Below are 16,161 nucleotides of genomic sequence, written 5' to 3'. Positions count from 1 at the left end.
CACCCCCGCCGTACGGCAGGATGCCTTTCCATGAGCACCCAGTCGACGCCCGGCATCGACGACGCCGGAACCACCGACCACCCGTCCCGCTCCGACGGGTTCGTCCGCGGCATCTCCGGCGTGATCGGCGGTCCCCTGGGCGACCACGCGACGGCGCTGGACCGGCCGGCCGGCGGTGAGCGGCGCTTCTGGACCGCCGTCCGGATCGTGCTGGCGCTGGCCTGCCTCACGCTCGCCCTGCACTGGGTGCAGAAGTCCCCCTGCCAGGACGGTGCCTGGCAGAACAACGAGCAGTACACGAAGTTCTGCTACACCGACGTGCTCGCCCTCTACTACGCCGAAGGGCTCAACGAGGGCAAGGTGCCCTACCGCGACCACCCGGTCGAGTATCCCGTGCTGACCGGCTACTTCATGGGGGCGCTTGGTCTGCCGGTGCACGCCCTCGGCGACGGCGACCCGAGCATCAACCAGGGCCAGTGGTTCTACAACCTCAACGCACTGGTGCTGGGCGCGCTCGCGGTGGCCACCGTGGCGGTGATCCTGGCGTTGCGCCGTCGACGACCCTGGGACGCCGCGCTGTTCGCGCTCGCCCCGGCGCTGCTGCTCACCGCCACCGTCAACTGGGACCTGCTCGCCATCGGGCTGGGCGCGTTCGGCCTGCTGGCCTGGGCACGCAAACGGCCGGCGCTGGCCGGTGTGCTGCTCGGCCTCGCCGGCGCCGCGAAACTCTGGCCGCTGTTCCTCCTCGGCCCCATCCTGGTGCTGGCGTTGCGGGCCGCCCGGCTACGCGCCGCGCTCATCGCGGTCGGCAGCGCCATCGCCGCCCTGGTGCTGGTGAACCTGCCCCCCGCGCTGGCGTACCGGGAGAACTGGGACCGGTTCTTCGAGCTGAACAGCACCCGACCGATCGACTGGGGCACGCTCTGGTACATCGGGCGCTACCTGGACGGCAAGGTCGGCGGCGACCCGGCCCGGCTCGGCCCGTTCGAGTGGCTGAACGTCAACATCGGAACCCTCAACACCATCTCGTACGCCCTCTTCGGGCTGGCCTGCCTCGGCGTGGCCGTGCTGGCGCTGCGGGCACCCCAACGACCGCGGCTTGCCCAACTCGCCTTCCTGGTCGTCGCCGCGTTCCTCATCTTCAGCAAGGTCTGGTCCCAGCAGTTCGTGCTCTGGCTGCTGCCGCTGGCCGTACTGGCCCGGCCGAAGTGGGGCGCCTTCCTGGCCTGGCAGCTCGCCGAGGTCTGCTACTTCGTCGCCTTCTACGGCGAGCTGCTCGGCGCGGCGACCAGCCGTCCGGTCTTCCCGGAGGGAGTGTTCGTGCTGGCCTCGACGCTCCGGCTGGCCACCGTGGTGGTGCTCTGCGTGCTGATCGTCCAGGAGATCCTGCATCCCGAGCGGGACGCCGTGCGGACCACCTATCCGGACGACCCGGACGGCGGCGTGCTCGACGGCGCGCCCGACGCACCCTGGCTGGACCGATGGCGCCGGCCCGCACCCGAACCCGTCACCACCACCTGACCCCGGTCAGAGCCGGTAGACCACCGCGTCGCCGACCTCCTGCCGGGTGATGCCGAGCGACTCGACCGGCGTGTTGATGGTGATCTCCCACGGCGTGCCCGGCACCTGGTTGCGCAGCAGCACCACCGTGCGGACGCCGAGCGTGCGCAGGTAGTCGACGCTGGTCTGGTCGGGGAACGACTGGCTGACCCGGCGGACGTCGTCGAGCTGACGCGGGGTGAAGCCGCTGCCGCCGTTCACCACGTCCGGGAAGCCGTCGGTCGACCAGAGCATCACGTGCTGGTCCAGGCTCTGGTTGCTGGGCAGCACCAGCAGCGGTCCCTCCGCCGTGCGGAGCGCGGCCGGCTGGGTCGGCACCACCGGATGCGGGGTGGTGTTCAGGCCCTCGACGGTGACCAGCAGCAGCGGCAGCAGGGTCGCCAGCCGCAGCCACGGGCCAGGCCAGGACGGGATCCGCTGTGCGGCCAGCTCGCGTACCCGGTCGGTGAGGGCGGTGACCGCGCCGGCCGCGAGCAGGGCGAGCAGCAGCGTGGTCCAGAGCATCAAACGCCCGGGGGTACGCAGTGCGCTCCAGCCCGGCGCGTGCTCGAAGAGCGGGATGTAGGTGAAGGTGCCGTCGAAGAAGCGGGTGCCCATCGCGAAGGCCATGGTCACCAGCACACCGGCGAGCAGCAGCAGTCGGTGCCGTAGGCGCCAGACCGAGAAGAACAGCCCGCCCGCAGCCAGGGCGTAGAGCACGAAGCCGGGCAGCAGGGTCATCTCCGGGTGCCACGGCAACGCCGCCCGGGCACCCTCGTGCAGCTCACCCCAGATCCGTGACTCGGCGGGTGCCGTCACGAAGCCCGACGCCGGCGGGGAGAAGAGGCTGATGTCGCCGACGGTGCGCTCGGCGTACGGGTGCAGCTCGGTCACCTTGAAGAACGGGATGGCCATCAGCAGACCGACCCCGGCGAAGAGCACCCCGCCCACCACGTCGGCGATGAACAGTCGGCGGCCGAACGGCGGCGCCTGCCCGCTCCGGAGCCGCCTTACGAGGTAGAGAACGGCGGCGACCAGCACCGCGCCGGCCAGGAAGTACGCGAACGGCAGGCCGATGCCGAAGCCGAGGCTGAGCTGCCAGGCCGCCACCAGCCAGCCGGCGTAGACCCAGCCGTCGTGCCGGCGTTCCGGGCGGTAGCCGTGCCGCAGTGACCAACCGTGCCCACGAGCCAGCATGGCCAGCGCCAGGGGGATGCCGCCGTTGGAGAGCACGTGCAGGTGCCCGGCCTGGGCCAGCCACCACGGCGCGTAGGTGTACGCGACCCCGGCGACGGCGGCGCCGATCCGGCCCGAGCCGAGCTGTCGGGCCAGCGCGTACGCCCCGAGCGTGGCGAGCGCGTGCGCCAGCACGAACATGATGTTGTAGCGGAGCACGGCGTCCTCGGGGCCACTGCCGAGCATCCCGGCGGGGGCGTAGCCGAGGAGCGTGTCGGAGAACGCGAAGCTCCACAGCTCGGGGAAGAACGTGTTGGACTGCCAGAGGTGCGCCGGGTCGGTCAGCAGGATGTGCCCGGACCAGGCCATCTGCCACGCCTGCAGGCTCGGGTCCCAGTAGTCCTGTGGGAGCGTGTAGCGCGGGTACCGCAGCGTCGGCCAGGTCATGAGCACGGCCAGCGCCAGCGCGCCGAGGCTGGCCAGGGTCCACTCGTGGATCAGGAACCGGCCGACGGCGCGGGCCGCCCTGGTGAGGCGGCCGGGCACCGGCTCGGGCGCGGAGGCGAAGGCCTCCCAACGCTCGGGTTCTGTCGACTTCGCCGCACCGTCGCCATCTGCCGCCGCCGCGCCCTTCCCGGCGGCTTCCTTCGCGGAGTCGTCCTTCGCGGTGGAGTCCTTGGCAGGCTCGGATGTCTTGCCCGTCATGGTGGCGACCTTGGCATCGGGAGCGGTGTCGACCTGCGCGTCGCTGTCCTTGGCGGTGTTGGTCTCGCCCACGGCGTCCGCGCTGTCGTCCCTGGCCTTGGAGTCCGCGCTGCCGTCCTTGGCAGCGGTGGTGGTGGCTGCGTCGGACGCGGTGCCGGCCGTGCGGGCGGCGGGGGTGCCGGCGGCGGGCGGGGTGGCCGGTCTGGTCTCGGTGTCACCCGTGGCGGCGGGCCGGGCGTTGCCGGTCCCGGACTGTCCGGTCGTCATGCCGCCGGGCTCTCCGTGCCGAGCTGCTGGCGGAGGAAGTCGATGTCGGCGGACTGCCCGGTCACGCCGCCCGGGGTCTCGACAACCACCGGCGCTCCGGCCGCCCGGATCACCGCCACCACCAACTCCGGGTCGATCGTCCCGCCGTCCAGGTTGTCGTGCCGGTCCTGACCCGAGTTGAACGCGCCCTTGGAGTTGTTGGCGTGCACCAGGTCGATCCGCCCGGTGATCGCCTTGACCCGGTCGACCAGGCCGAGCAGATCCTCGCCGCCGGCGTACGCATGGCAGGTGTCGAGGCAGAAGCCGACCTCGTGGTCGCCGACGGCGTCCCACAGTCGGGCCAGCGCGTCCAACCGGCGGGCGCAGGCGTTGTCGCCGCCGGCGGTGTTCTCGATCAGGACCGGGACCCCGAAACCGCCGGAGTCGGCCGCGTACGCGAAGGTCTTGCGCCAGTTGTCGAAGCCGACGGCCGGGTCGTCGCCGGCGTTGACGTGCCCGCCGTGGACGATCAGGCCCTTGGCGCCGATCGCGGCGGCGGCGGTGGCGTGCCCGAGCAGCAGCTTGCGGCTGGGGATCCGGATGCGGTTGTTGAGCGTCGCCACGTTGATGACGTACGGCGCGTGCACGTAGAGATCGACCTCGGCCGCGCGTAGCTGCTCGGCGTCCTCCCGTGGCTTGGGGGCCTTCCACCCCTGGGGGTCGGAGAGGAAGAACTGCACGGTGTCGGCAGACCGGGCGGCCGCCTCCGCGAGCGGGTCGGTCGAATCGACGTGGGCTCCGATACGCATGCGAGCGAGCCTACGTCGCGCCCCCGACGGGTGGGGTGATGGCCGGCGCGGTGTCGGACGTCGACGCGTCACCCGTGGGACCGACGATCGTTGATGGGTTGGAGCCGGCGGCCAGCGCCCGGTACCGCCGTCGGCGCGAGCGCCGCGAACGGCAGCCGGTGGTCGACGGACCGACAGCGAGGTCACCCCCGTCGCGCGGCCCGGCGTGGCGGGGGGCGACCCCTTCGAGAGACCAGTTCCCGCCGAAGAACAATCTCGGAAATTTGTGCTTTTTCCCCCGACAAGGTACGAGAGCCGTTGTATCGTCAGGTAACAACACGATAAAGCTCCGCGGGGCGTCTTCGGTCCAACCTCATCGGTGTGGTCGTTCCTCCCCAGGTCCCACCCAAGGAATGCGGACGGGACGCCCCGCGGCCTCGTTGACGGGGGTCCACCACCGACCGGTGACGGTCGGACGGTGGGCCCCCGTCGGCACGTTCCGGCGCTGACCCGACCACCCCGGGCATGATCGTCCGGACCGGGTATCCTGGTCAGGTTGTCCGCGTCCGGCCGGGTTCCCCCGGCACGTGCGGGCAGCGACGCACGACCTCCTGCCACGGAAGGACCGTGGCCGCTTAGCCCACAGGAGGTGAGCACGTCTTGCGTCATTACGAGATCATGGTGATCCTCGACCCCAGCCTCGAGGAACGCACCGTCGCCCCGTCGCTCGACACGTACCTGAACGTGATCCGGACCGCGGGTGGCTCCGTTGAGAAGACGGACGTGTGGGGCCGCCGGCGCCTCGCGTACGAGATCAACAAAAAGGCCGAGGGCATCTACGCCGTCGTCGACCTGCAGGCCACGCCTGCTGCCGTGGCCGAGCTGGACCGTCAGCTCCGGCTCAACGAGTCCGTGCTGCGCACCAAGGTCATCCGGCCGGAGATGCGCTAAGCATTCAACCCGGTTCGCCCGGATCAGCCTCCGCGGCTCTGTCGTACGGCTCTGGGAGCCTGTACGACGAGACGCTGAGTGCGCGAGGAGATGGTCATGGCAGGAGACACCACCATCACGGTCATCGGCAATCTGACCGATGACCCCGAGTTGCGGTTCACCCCGTCCGGTGCGGCGGTCGCCAAGTTCCGGGTCGCTTCGACGCCCCGTTTCATGGACAAGACCACCAACGAGTGGAAGGACGGCGAGCCGCTCTTCCTGGCCTGCACCGTGTGGCGTCAGGCGGCGGAGCACGTCGCCGAGTCACTCCAGCGGGGCGCCCGCGTGATCGTCTCGGGTCGGCTGCGTCAGCGGTCGTACGAGACCCGCGAGGGCGAGAAGCGCACCGTCATCGAGCTTGAGGTCGACGAGATCGGCCCGTCGCTGCGCTACGCCACGGCGAAGGTGCAGAAGATGTCCCGCTCCGGTGGCGGTGGCGGCGGCTTTGGTGGCGGTAGCGGTGGCGGTGGCGGTGGTGGTCAGGGTGGCGGCGGAGGCAACTTCGACGACCCCTGGGCTTCGGCTGCACCCTCTCCCGCGCGTGCCGGTTCGGGCGCCAATTTCGACGAGGAGCCACCGTTCTAATGGCGCCGAGCGCCCGCGATCGCAAACCAGGAGCACGTGCAATGGCCAAGGCTGCGGCACTTCGCAAGCCGAAGAAGAAGGTGAACCCGCTCGACAAGGACGGGATCACCTATATCGATTACAAGGACACCGCGCTGCTGCGCAAGTTCATCTCCGACCGCGGCAAGATCCGCGCTCGGCGGGTGACCGGCGTGACCTCGCAGCAGCAGCGGCAGATCGCCCGTGCGGTCAAGAACGCCCGTGAGATGGCGCTCCTGCCGTACACGGCCACCACCCGCTGAGAGGAGGCACCGATATGAAGATCATCCTGACTCAGGAAGTGTCCGGCCTCGGTGCCCCGGGCGACATCGTCGAGGTCAAGGACGGCTACGGCCGTAACTACCTGCTGCCGCAGGGCTTCGCGATCGTCTGGACCAAGGGCGCGGAAAAGCAGGTCACGGTCATCAAGCGGGCCCGCGGGGCACGTGAGATCCGCGACCTCGACCACGCCAACGAGGTCAAGGGTCAGCTCGAGGGTCTCAAGGTCAGCCTGAAGGCCCGTGCCGGCGACGGCGGGCGGCTCTTCGGCTCGGTCACTCCGGCCGAGATCGTCGACGCCGTCAAGGCGTCCGGCGGCCCGGTCCTCGATCGGCGCCGGCTGGAGGTGCCCGGTCACATCAAGTCGATCGGCAGCTACCCGGTGAAGATCAAGCTGCACCCCGAGGTGACCGCGTCGTTCAGCCTGAACGTCGTTCAGGGCTGACGCCAGCAACACCACCACGAAGGCCCGTACCGAGCGATCGGTACGGGCCTTCGTGCGTGTTCGTCGTGGTGCCCGCGCCGGTCAGCCGATCGGTTGACCGGTCACCGCGCTGATCAGCACCGTCGAAAGGCCCCCGCCCACCACCGCCGCGGCGACCGCGATGGTCGCCGAGCGCCACGTGGTGCCGACGCGGCGCAGCAACGCCGCAACCACCAGGCTGCTCACCAGCGCCAGCCCGAACCGCGGCGCGCCGGCGAGCAGCGACTCCAACGCCCGCGACCGGGCCGAGTCGCAGCCACCCCCGCTGATGTCGGTGACGCAGCCGGCCGGCGGCTGGCCGTCCAGGGTCAACAGCCAGACGAAGATCAGCACCGCCGGCACGAGGTAACAGGCCGCGGTGTACAGCAGCGACAGGAAGGGCCCGCTGGGATCCGGGTCGAGCAGGTCGTCCTCCAGGCGCCGCGCCCAGGCGCCCGTGGCCGCCGTCTCGACCCGCCGGCGCACCGACGCCGTCCCGACCGGCGGCTGAACCGTCCGGCGCCCCGGACCGCCAGCACGCGGCACGGGCGCGCTGCGCGGGCGCGGGGCGGTGTACCCGACCACCGGGGACCGGGGTGCCGACGTCGACGAATCCATCCACCGGGGGTCGTCTCCGGCCAGCCGGGTGCCCGACCAGAACCCCTCGGCCCGGCTCGGCCAACCCTCCGCCGCCACCGACCGGTCGGAGCGTGGCGGCACCGTCCGATCCCACTGGTCGTCCTCGACCGCGGACCGCTCCCACTGACCGGTGCGGTCGGACCGCTCCCAGCCACCGATGCTCTCCGCCTGCGACCACTGCCCGCTCAGGTCCGTGTCGTCCGCACCGGCCGCCGGCGGCCAGGCGTGCGCGCCCGAGGCGTCCCACGGGTCGACCGCCGGGGCGTACGTCGGCTCGGGCTCCACCGCCCGCTCGGACCCGCGCTCCCACGGGTCGACAGCCGGTCGGGACCAGGACTCCTCCGCGGCACGGCGGCTTCGTCGGCTGGGCCGGTCCGGGTCCCGTCGGGGCGCCGGCTCGACCGGAGCGGGCTCCAGGTCACCGCCGGACCAGACCACCTGGGGACGGCCGGCGGGCGCACGGCGGGGACGGCGGTCCGGGACCGCTCCCGAGACCGGCTCCCCCTCCACCGAGTCGGCGCGCCGGCGGCCGGAGTATCCCTGGTCCTGCGGACGGTCGAGCGTCCACTCCTGGGTGTGGTCCGAATGTGGCGCCGCGCCGAGTGCCGGCTGCTCCCGCCAGCTCGTTTCGCTGGCCCGCCGCCGGCTGCTTCTCGTCTCGGTGGACCGCCAGCCGGCACCGGAACTCGGCGGCTCCGCTTCGGGATCGTCATCGTCGGGCGCGGCGTGCCGGCCAGCGCCGTCCGCGTGCCGAACCCCCGACTCCAACGCCCACCGTGGAAGGTAGGCGTCGGCTGGCTCGTCCTGCCCACGGTCCAACGCCCGCCGGCGGCTCGAGGTGCGGTAGCGCACGTCCTCGTCGTACGGGTCGACCGGAAGCGCCGGCGCGGGCTCACCCCACGAGGCGATCGGCTGGCGCTCGCGCGGGCTGCCCTCCCCGCGTCCCCAGTCCCGGTAACTCACGGCCGGAGTGTGACCCTTCTGAACCGAAAGCGGAATCCGCTGTCCAGGTGTAGCCGTTCGCTGGAGATAGTACGGGACGATCGTGTCACAGGCCCGACCGAAATATTTCCCTCCACAGGCTGGGGACCACATAACCCCAGGTCAACGCGTTATCGCCGAGAATTCCCCAATGGTTGTCCACAGCCTGTGCACACCCTGCGCACATGCTCGCCCACCGGCGTCCACAGGTTGTCCCGAGGCTCGTCCACCGGCCTTGTTGAGTCGCTGACCTCGGCATCCGTATGGTTGGCCCTCGACCGCCGGCGCGATGGCCCCCGATCGACCGGCCCGGTCGGACGGAAATGTCGTACCCCGGCGATACAGCTGGGACCGGATCCGGCGCAGTGGAGGGGGGACCCGTGTCGGTCACCGACGACATGCGGGCGGAGCAACGCTCCGGCGGCCAGCCGCCCGCGCAGCGAGATGGCCAGTTCGACAAGACCCCACCGCAGGATGTCGCGGCCGAGCAGTGCGTCCTCGGTGGCATGCTGCTCTCCAAGGACGCCATCGCCGACGTCGTCGAGATCCTCAAGACCAACGACTTCTACCGGCCGGTGCACGCCACCATCTTCGACATCATCCTGGACATCTACGGCCGGGGTGAGCCGGCAGACCCGATCACGGTGGCGGCGGCCCTGACCGACTCGGGTGACCTGGCCCGCATCGGCGGCGCGCCGTACCTGCACACGCTCATCGCCAGCGTGCCCACCGCCGCGAACGCCGCGTACTACGCGCGGATCGTCAGCGAGCGGGCGGTGCTGCGCCGGCTGGTCGAGGCCGGCACCAAGATCGTGCAGCTCGGTTACGGCACGGCCAACGGTGGCAGCCGCGACGTCGACGACGTCGTGGACCTCGCCCAGCAGGCCGTCTACGACGTCACCGAACGCCGGGTCAGCGAGGACTTCGCGGTCCTGGCCGACATGTTGCAGCCGACGCTGGACGAGATCGAGGCGGTGGGCGCGCAGGGCGGGATGATGACCGGCGTCCCGACCGGCTTCACCGACCTGGACCGGCTGCTCAACGGCCTACACGCCGGGCAGCTCATCATCGTGGCCGGCAGGCCGGGTTTGGGTAAGGCGCTCGCGCTCGACACCCCACTGCCGACCCCGGACGGCTGGACCACCATGGGCGAGGTCAGGGTGGGCGATCAGCTACTGGCGGCGGACGGTACTCCGACCACGGTCACACATGCCTTCGACGTCATGCATGACCGTCCCTGCTACGAGGTCGAGTTCTCCGACGGCACCGTCATCGTTGCGGACGCGGAGCACCTCTGGAAGACCACCAGCCGGGCGAGCCGGCGGCAGGGACCGGCGCGGCAGAGGCGGCACTGGTCCGAGCCGTCGCTGGCCAAGGTGCGCTCCGCGCACAAAAGTCTCAGTGCCATGGGGAATCAGCCGATCACGCTTTTCGACACGATCGAGCAAGTCGGGCCGGAGTTCCGGCATGTCCTGCATACCGTTGCCCGTGAGGTTGGTTCGACCGGGCGGATCAGCCGCCCCGTCGTCCGTTACGGCAAGGAGCGCAACTGGACCGCTCCCGGCTATCCGGCCGCTCCGCTTCTGACCGCCCTTCTTGAACGCGCCGAGCGGGAGGTAAACGCCAATAGTCGAGCCGACCACGACGGTGTTGTCACCACTGCTGAGATCGCTGCCACTCTGCGCACTGACACCGCCGAGGGGCGGCTCAACCACGCCGTACGTAACAGCGCCCCCCTTCATCTGCCGACCCGTGAGTTGCTGGTCCCGCCCTACACGCTGGGAGCATGGCTCGGTGACGGCCACACCGGCGCCAGTCGCTTCACCACCGCAGATCCTGAAATGATCACCCAGGTCGAGGCGGATGGTTTCGTCGTTCGGCCAAGTGGGCCGATGGTCTACAGCATCCTGCTGCAGCCCGACTCCGCTGCTCGGACGTCCGGCGTCTGCCGGGACTGCGGTACGTCCACCCGTGCACTGCGAGAGAATCCAGAGACCAGGCGGTGTGCTCGCTGCCACGACCAGAACGGTTCTTTCCTCGGGCTGCTGCGTCAGATCGGGGTGGCGGCGGACAAACACATTCCCGGCGTCTACCTGCGCGCCTCCGAAGCCCAGCGTCGAGCGTTGCTGGCTGGTCTCATGGACACCGACGGCACCGTCGCGCCTATGGGTAACCTCCAGTACACATCGACCTCCAAGCGGCTGGCGGAGGACGTGCGCGAGCTGATTGTCAGCCTCGGCTACCGCTGCACTGTCAACATGAAGGCGGTGCGCGGTCGCACTCCCGAGTCGTCAACCGCGTACACGCTGAACTTCTCCACCCCGGACGTTGTCTTCCGGCTCAAGCGGAAGCAGGATGCGCACGCCGGACGCCGGCGCACCGCCTCTGATGTCCGGACGACCTCGCGGTTCATCGTCGATGTTCGCCCGGTGCCGAGCGTTCCGGTCCGGTGCGTCACGGTCGACAACCCCGAACATCTCTATCTGGCCAGCCGGGCGATGATTCCTACCCACAACAGCACGGCAAGTATGGACTTTGCCCGAAATGCCGCTATCCGTGCCAACCAGGCGGCGGCCATCTTCTCGCTGGAAATGAGCAAGGTCGAGATCGTCATGCGACTGCTCTCCGCCGAGGCGCGGGTGCCACTGCACGTGCTGCGCAGCGGGCAGCTCTCCGACGACGACTGGACCAAGCTGGCCCGGTGCATGGGTGAGATCAGCGAGGCGCCACTCTTCGTCGACGACACGCCGAGCATGAACCTGATGGAGATCCGGGCCAAGGCCCGCCGGCTCAAGCAGCGGCACGACCTCAAGATGATCGTGGTCGACTACCTCCAGTTGATGACCTCGCCGAAGCGCACCGAGAGCCGGCAGCAGGAGGTCGCGGACCTCTCCCGTGGCCTGAAGCTGCTGGCCAAGGAGGTCGAGTGCCCGGTGATCGCGGTCAGTCAGCTGAACCGTGGCCCCGAGCAGCGCACCGACAAGCGGCCCCAGCTCTCCGACCTGCGTGAATCTGGGTGCCTCACCGCGGAGACGCGAGTCGTACGGGCGGACGACAACACCGAGATCACCCTCGGCGAGCTGTTGGCCAACAGCGCAAAGGACATCCCGGTCTGGGCGCTGGATGAGAGCCTGCGCTACACCCCCCGCACCATGACCCACGTCTTTCCGAGCGGCAACCGCGAGGTGTTCCGGCTGACACTCGCATCGGGCAAGCAGATCGACGCCACGGCAAACCACCCCTTCCTCGCGTTCACCGGGTGGGTACCCCTCGGTGAACTGTCGCCAGGAGATCGCGTCGCCACACCACGCCACCTACCGCCGCCGATGGCCACCCGGCCGTGGGCCGAAGCGGAGGTGATCATGTTGGCGCACCTGCTGGGCGACGGCTCGTTCGTGCGGCGTCAACCCATCCGGTATGCAAGCCGAGACGAGCTGAACCTTCAGGCCGTAGCGGAAGCGGCGAAGCACTTCGGGATCTCTGCCGTCCGAGACGAATATGCGTCTGCGAGGGTGACGACTCTCCGGCTGCCTGCCCCATATCGACTGGCCCGCGGTCGGCGCAATCCAATCGCAGCGTGGCTGGATGACCTGGGCCTCTTCGGTCTGCGATCGCATGAGAAGTTCCTCCCCTCGGCCGTCTTCAGCCTGCCCAAGGAGCAGATCACCATCTTCCTGCGGCATCTGTGGGCCACGGACGGCTCGGTGACCGTGAATCGTTCAGGCGGGGGCGGGCGCGTCTACTTCGCGTCCACGAGCCGAAGGATGCTCGAGGACATCTCCCGGCTGCTTCTCAGGTACGGCATCACGGCCCGGCTCAAGACCGTCCCGGTGGCGGAACGCCGGCCGCAGTACACGCTCGACATCTCCGGCCGCGACGACCAGCTGAGGTTTCTGCGCGAGATCGGCGTCCACGGGCAGCGGTCGGACGGATGCGTGGCTCTGCTCGCCGCACTCGAGTCGACCCAGAGCAACACCAACGTCGACACCGTTCCGCGCGAGGTGTGGACCAGGGTCAAGGAGATCCTGGTCGAGCAGGGAATGACCCAACGTGAGTTCGCAAAGGCCATGGGCACCCAGTTTTGCGGCAGCACCCTCTGGGAGCGAGCGCCCAGCCGCTCCCGCCTAGCGGCGATTGCCACCGTCCTCGACGCGGCCGACCTGGACCTGCACGCGACCAACGACATCTTCTGGGACTCGATCGTCTCCATCGAGTCGATCGGTGAGCAAGAGGTGTTCGACGCGACCGTGTTGGGGAAGCACAATTTCATCGCCAACGGCATCGCCACCCACAACTCGATCGAACAGGACGCCGACGTCGTGATCCTGCTGCACCGCGACGACTACTACGACAAGGAGTCGCCGCGCGCCGGAGAGGCCGATTTCATTGTTGCCAAGCATCGGAACGGCCCCACCGACACGGTGACCGTCGCGGCCCAGCTGCACCTGTCCCGCTTCGTCGACATGGCCATCGTCTGACCGGCGGGCACGCTCAACCGAGCAGCGGAAACCAACCCGCCGACTCGCCCAGCTCCAGCCGATCCCGATCGGTGAGCGGGAGCCGCCCGGTGGCCTTCAGCAGGAACTCGTGGTCGTCCCAGCCGGTGGGCCGAACCGTGTCGTCGCTCAGCAGCCCGTCCATGGCGGCCACCGCGACCCGTACCGCCAGTGGCCCGGGCGGCGGCGCGCCGGGCAGCTCCGGCGTCAGGTCCAGGTGGTGCACGACAGCCTCGGTGGTCAGGGTCGCGAGGAAATCCGGTACGCGCAGCACGTGCCCCTGCGTGGCCACGTACCCCGCCTGGTCCGCTGCCCTGGCCGCCCGGACCGCAGCCGGTGCGGTCTCCGCCCAGAGCCGCACGATCCCTGTCGGCCGGTCGAAGGCGGCGGCAGACCGGCGGACCCACCAGGCGTGACGGGCGTCGTCATCACCGCCGGCGGGGAAACCGCGCCAGTAGGTCACGTCGTCCACGTCGGCGGGGCCGGCGGCGGGGGTGGCCAGGGCGACCAGGGCCCGTTGCGCGTCGCCGAGCACATGGAAGAGCAGGTCCGCGACGAGCCAGCCCCGGCACCGGGTTGGACGTTGCAGGTCCGCGTCGTCGCGGCCGTCAACCACCGCGGTGATCCCGTCGTACGCCTGTGCCAGCGCCTCGTCCGGTCGGATCGCGGTCATGCGATGCAGCCTCGCACGGACCCTCCCGCCCGCCAACCGGTGGCGGTGGGCGATACGCCCGGGCCGACGCGTGGATCGGCCCGGGCGGGATGTCGGTCCGGGCTCAGCCGAACATCTCGTCGAGGAAGCCCTTGCGCTTCTTCTGCCGGTAGTGCCCGTGGTAGCCGTGGTGCTGCTGCTGGCCGTGACCGCCGTACGCGGGGGCCGGCGGGTAGCCGTGGGCGGGCGGGGGCGGCGGCGGGGGGACAGCGCCGTAGCCGGGCTGGTGCTGGGCCGGAGCGTGGGGTGGCGGGTAGCCGCCCGGCTGCTGGGCGGGCTGGGGCGGCGCGCCGCCGGCCTGCTGGCGGCTCCAGTTGGCCTCCGCCTCGAACAGCTTCTCCAGCTCGCCGCGGTCGAGGAAGATGCCTCGGCACTCCCCGCACTGGTCGATGACGACGCCGCTGCGCTCGTACTGACGCATTTCTCCGTGACACTTGGGACAGGTGAGACTCATCATCCGAAGGTACCCGGTCGAGTCACGCGGTCGCGGTTAGCGACTCGATCACCTCGTCGTCGGACACCTCGTGGAAGTCCTCGTAGTAGACGCTCACCGCGCCGAAATCGGCCGGGCGCTGGGCGCAGACGACCTGGTCCGCCTCGGCGGCCAGTAGCTCGAACGCCTCCTGCGCACCCACCGGGACGGCGACCACCACCCGGCGCGCCCCGAGGTGGCGAGCGACCTCCACGGAGGCTCGGGCGGTGGCTCCGGTGGCCAGCCCGTCGTCGACGATCACCGCGGTCCGTCCGGTGAGGTCCAGCGGTGGGCGACCGCCCCGGTAGAGGCGCTCCCGGCGCTCCAACTCGGTCTGCTCCCGCTGGCTGACCTCGGCGATGTCGTCGCTGCTGAGTCGGCTGGCCACCGCGTCGTTGAGCACCTGCACACCTCCGGGGCCGAGCGCACCGAAGGCGACCTCCCGGGCCCACGGCATGCCGAGCTTGCGAACCACCAGCACGTCCAGTGGCGCGCCGAGTCGTTCGGCGACGACCCGGGCCACCGGTACGCCGCCGCGGACCAGGCCGAGGACGACGACGTCCGGTTCGCCGATGAGTGCGGTGAGTCGCTCGGCGAGCACCCGGCCCGCCTCTGCCCGGTCGCGGTATGTGGTCATGCCTTCAGGTCTACGCCCTGCCGGGCCGTTCCGCCCGGCAGTTACGCCGAACTGGCCCGACCGGCCAGGTGGCCGGGCATCGCGACGGTCGACGTGTCGGCCTCCCGGTGCAGGGCGGGAGCCCAGGTGAGCAGGGCCAGCGGGTACAACAGGTAGCCGAACCGGGTCGAGGGCATGAGGGCGATCGCGACGAGCAGCCCGTACCCGCAGATCACTGCGGTGGCGACGGCGGTGCGAGGCGGGCGGCGGGCGAGCCGGACGGCGATGGCCAGGCCGGCCGCGACCAGCAGCGCGGCGGCGATCAGCCGGCCGGCGGGCAGCGCGTTGGCGATCAGGTAGCCCGGGAACGGGGACTGTGCGGGGCTGGTGACCAGGCCGTGGCCGAGTGGGAAGCGCAGCACGTTCTCGGTCAGTGCGTCGCGGTCGACCAGCAGAGCGGGCAGCAGCGCCGCCACGGGCAACCCGATCGCGCCGGCGGCGACCCGGCCGCCGGCCCGTCGGGTCAGCCCCCAGACGATCAGGACCAGGGCGACCGGCCAGGCGAACAGCTTCAGCGCGCCGGCCAGCCCGACCGCGAGGCCGGCCCGGCCGGGTCGGCCGGCGGCGGCGAGCGCGAGGGCCAGCAGGCAGAGCGCGAGTACGGGGAGGTCGTCGCCGCCGGTGGCGAGGGTGAGCGCGCAGATCGGCAGGACGGTGGCCGCCTGCACGCCCCGCAGCAGCGCGGCGTCCCGCCGGTCATCCGTATCGGCGGGTGTGGCCGGAGAAGCGGGCCGGGCGCTTGCCGGCGCCCCGCGTAGGGCGGCCACCGCAAGGGCGAGCGCCAGCGCGGTGCCCACGGCGAACCAGACCCGGGCGTCGGTCCACCAGGCGTCGACGAGTGCCCTGGGCAGGCCGAACATCGCCATGCCGGGCTGGTACGGGGTGTAGCCGAGCAGTTGCTCGCCGGGCGGCAGGGCGGCAATCGCGTCGGGGCCGAGGTACGGCGTGCCGTGCTCCAGCAGGCGGGCGCCGGAATGCTCCACCACCAGCACCTCCTCCTGGGCCCGATCGGTGCGTCCGGCGGACCGCTCGATGCTCTGCCAGAGCACGGGCAGCAGCGCGGTGCTCGCCCAGGTGAACCCGGTGACCGCCCACCGACCCGGCAGGCCGACCAGCCGGGAGGCCGGAGTGCGGCGCCGCAGCGACAGTTGGACGACCACGGCCAGCGTCGCGACCAGGTAGCCGACTGCGGCGACCGTGCCCCAGGCCCGGTGCGGCAGCAACGTCGAGGTGACCGCGGTGATCGCGGCGAAGATGGCCGAGACGGCGTACAGGCCGAGGTCGAGGGCGAGCCCGCCGGCGGCGGTGTCGAGCGTCCGCCAGCGACGGTGGCGGGCGGTCTGGTCGTCGGCCATCACGCGCGCCAGTCTGGCAGACCCCGCTGACGGGCCGCCGG

General features: G+C 70.8%; 13 protein-coding genes. 6 read left to right on the top strand and 7 right to left on the bottom strand.

The features are described from left to right. Positions 1-30: 30 nt before the first annotated feature. Positions 31-1,521 (top strand): glycosyltransferase family 87 protein, encoded by a 1,491-nt coding sequence (locus ACTWLT_RS08035; RefSeq protein WP_445317744.1) that lies wholly within the window; start codon positions 31-33, stop codon positions 1,519-1,521. Between the two features lie 6 nt (positions 1,522-1,527). Here the strand turns inward: ACTWLT_RS08035 and ACTWLT_RS08030 are convergent, their stop codons facing one another. Next, a complete protein-coding gene (locus tag ACTWLT_RS08030) occupies positions 1,528-3,687 on the bottom strand; it encodes a hypothetical protein (RefSeq protein WP_445317743.1) in 2,160 nt (719 codons plus the stop codon). After that, entirely contained in the window at positions 3,684-4,475 is a 792-nt protein-coding gene (locus ACTWLT_RS08025) for a deoxyribonuclease IV (RefSeq protein ID WP_252416924.1), read from the bottom strand. Before ACTWLT_RS08025 ends, ACTWLT_RS08030 begins: the two co-directional genes overlap by 4 nt. A gap of 639 nt (positions 4,476-5,114) precedes the next feature. On the opposite strand from ACTWLT_RS08025, the gene rpsF reads away from it, so the two are divergent. From rpsF to rplI, 4 genes are all read left to right on the top strand, one after another. Continuing rightward, positions 5,115-5,405 carry a 30S ribosomal protein S6 gene (gene rpsF, locus ACTWLT_RS08020; RefSeq protein ID WP_007073791.1) on the top strand — a complete coding sequence of 97 codons (291 nt, stop codon included), beginning with the start codon at positions 5,115-5,117 and terminating at the stop codon, positions 5,403-5,405. 78 nt (positions 5,406-5,483) lie between these two features. Next, on the top strand, positions 5,484-6,029 hold the full coding sequence (locus ACTWLT_RS08015; RefSeq protein WP_445317742.1) for a single-stranded DNA-binding protein: 546 nt from the start codon (positions 5,484-5,486) through the stop codon (positions 6,027-6,029). Positions 6,030-6,070: 41 nt separating this feature from the next. After that, positions 6,071-6,310 carry a 30S ribosomal protein S18 gene (gene rpsR, locus ACTWLT_RS08010; protein ID WP_013289355.1) on the top strand — a complete coding sequence of 80 codons (240 nt, stop codon included), beginning with the start codon at positions 6,071-6,073 and terminating at the stop codon, positions 6,308-6,310. 14 nt (positions 6,311-6,324) lie between these two features. Next, the gene (gene rplI, locus ACTWLT_RS08005) at positions 6,325-6,771 is read left to right on the top strand and encodes a 50S ribosomal protein L9 (protein WP_252416922.1); all 447 of its coding nucleotides are present in this window, start codon (positions 6,325-6,327) and stop codon (positions 6,769-6,771) included. Between the two features lie 81 nt (positions 6,772-6,852). Here rplI and ACTWLT_RS08000 read toward each other — a convergent pair whose 3' ends face one another. After that, positions 6,853-8,391 carry a hypothetical protein gene (locus ACTWLT_RS08000; RefSeq protein ID WP_445317741.1) on the bottom strand — a complete coding sequence of 513 codons (1,539 nt, stop codon included), beginning with the start codon at positions 8,389-8,391 and terminating at the stop codon, positions 6,853-6,855. A 281-nt stretch (positions 8,392-8,672) separates the two neighbouring features. On the opposite strand from ACTWLT_RS08000, the gene ACTWLT_RS07995 reads away from it, so the two are divergent. Then, positions 8,673-12,887, top strand: coding sequence for a replicative DNA helicase (locus tag ACTWLT_RS07995; RefSeq protein WP_445317740.1), 4,215 nt, complete (start codon positions 8,673-8,675; stop codon positions 12,885-12,887). 13 nt (positions 12,888-12,900) lie between these two features. Here the strand turns inward: ACTWLT_RS07995 and ACTWLT_RS07990 are convergent, their stop codons facing one another. The 4 genes from ACTWLT_RS07990 to ACTWLT_RS07975 form a co-directional block, all read right to left on the bottom strand. Continuing rightward, the gene (locus ACTWLT_RS07990) at positions 12,901-13,578 is read right to left on the bottom strand and encodes a maleylpyruvate isomerase N-terminal domain-containing protein (protein ID WP_445317739.1); all 678 of its coding nucleotides are present in this window, start codon (positions 13,576-13,578) and stop codon (positions 12,901-12,903) included. Positions 13,579-13,681: 103 nt separating this feature from the next. Then, a complete protein-coding gene (locus ACTWLT_RS07985) occupies positions 13,682-14,074 on the bottom strand; it encodes a TFIIB-type zinc ribbon-containing protein (protein WP_252416918.1) in 393 nt (130 codons plus the stop codon). A gap of 19 nt (positions 14,075-14,093) precedes the next feature. Next, positions 14,094-14,726 (bottom strand): phosphoribosyltransferase, encoded by a 633-nt coding sequence (locus tag ACTWLT_RS07980; RefSeq protein ID WP_445317738.1) that lies wholly within the window; start codon positions 14,724-14,726, stop codon positions 14,094-14,096. Between the two features lie 41 nt (positions 14,727-14,767). Further along, on the bottom strand, positions 14,768-16,120 hold the full coding sequence (locus ACTWLT_RS07975) for a glycosyltransferase 87 family protein (RefSeq protein WP_445317847.1): 1,353 nt from the start codon (positions 16,118-16,120) through the stop codon (positions 14,768-14,770). Positions 16,121-16,161 lie beyond the last annotated feature (41 nt).

This window comes from Micromonospora yongxingensis (assembly GCF_052601155.1).
This window is presented reverse-complemented; position numbering and strand designations above follow the sequence as displayed.

Bases quoted from the DNA above. Each gene is read 5' to 3' on its own strand.
- ACTWLT_RS08035 (WP_445317744.1), top strand. From the start codon at position 31: ATGAGCACCCAGTCGACGCCCGGCATCGACGACGCCGGAACCACCGAC.
- ACTWLT_RS08030 (WP_445317743.1), bottom strand. From the start codon at position 3,687: ATGACGACCGGACAGTCCGGGACCGGCAACGCCCGGCCCGCCGCCACG.
- ACTWLT_RS08025 (WP_252416924.1), bottom strand. From the start codon at position 4,475: ATGCGTATCGGAGCCCACGTCGATTCGACCGACCCGCTCGCGGAGGCG.
- rpsR (WP_013289355.1), top strand. From the start codon at position 6,071: ATGGCCAAGGCTGCGGCACTTCGCAAGCCGAAGAAGAAGGTGAACCCG.
- rplI (WP_252416922.1), top strand. From the start codon at position 6,325: ATGAAGATCATCCTGACTCAGGAAGTGTCCGGCCTCGGTGCCCCGGGC.
- ACTWLT_RS07995 (WP_445317740.1), top strand. From the start codon at position 8,673: ATGGTTGGCCCTCGACCGCCGGCGCGATGGCCCCCGATCGACCGGCCC.
- ACTWLT_RS07990 (WP_445317739.1), bottom strand. From the start codon at position 13,578: ATGACCGCGATCCGACCGGACGAGGCGCTGGCACAGGCGTACGACGGG.
- ACTWLT_RS07985 (WP_252416918.1), bottom strand. From the start codon at position 14,074: ATGATGAGTCTCACCTGTCCCAAGTGTCACGGAGAAATGCGTCAGTAC.
- ACTWLT_RS07980 (WP_445317738.1), bottom strand. From the start codon at position 14,726: ATGACCACATACCGCGACCGGGCAGAGGCGGGCCGGGTGCTCGCCGAG.
- ACTWLT_RS07975 (WP_445317847.1), bottom strand. From the start codon at position 16,120: ATGGCCGACGACCAGACCGCCCGCCACCGTCGCTGGCGGACGCTCGAC.